This is a genomic window from Aliiglaciecola sp. 2_MG-2023, from assembly GCF_030548145.1.
Classification (GTDB): Bacteria; Pseudomonadota; Gammaproteobacteria; order Enterobacterales; family Alteromonadaceae; genus Aliiglaciecola; species Aliiglaciecola lipolytica_A.
Genome location: NZ_JAUORY010000069.1, coordinates 1 through 592, shown reverse-complemented (window position 1 = coordinate 592; position 592 = coordinate 1). Strand labels below are relative to the sequence as shown.

The window sequence follows — 592 nt, the reverse complement described above, 5'->3', positions numbered from 1 at the left end:
TGTCGACGTCGGCGTTTATATTTGTTGAGGGTATTGATTTGACCTGCGGCCACACTAAACGATGTTTCAAAACTTGAGAATAAACATTGCCAGGATTTTTCATCCAAACCAAGTCGTTGTAAAATGGGGGATTCATCAATATCTATTGAGCCACTTTTGTTGGGATGCAGGCTACGTCCTGATAGGTCGACTAATTTTAGATAGTCGATGAGATTAAATGTCAGTCCAGGTGGTTGAGGTTGTGTAGGATTGCCCACAAAAGGCATTAAAGTTGTTGGCTGTTTTCCTTTTTTGAAATCGCGTATGCGTCGTTTAATACTCGTGTGCTCTGAAGTTTCAGGAGTGCTGGCTAACTTGGCACGGATAGGATTTAAGTCCACATAAACCATACACGCCGCTACTGCGTGCTCATCTAATAAAGCTTGAGATTTAAAGCGTCCTTCCCAGAAATGGCCAGTGCATTGGTCTTCGTGGTTGGCTTTTCGCGCAATGGGCTCGTTAAGCTCTCGCATAAACCAACTGATATCGGTCAAGCGCTGTCGATAGATGGATAACGTAGCGTGTAAAGTGGTCCGCTGCGCATCGGTGAGCA

At 44.8% G+C, this 592-nt stretch carries 1 pseudogene; it reads right to left on the bottom strand.

Annotated features, from left to right (window positions below):
- Positions 1-592: pseudogene (locus Q4567_RS22235) on the bottom strand (transposase); the annotation flags it as partial.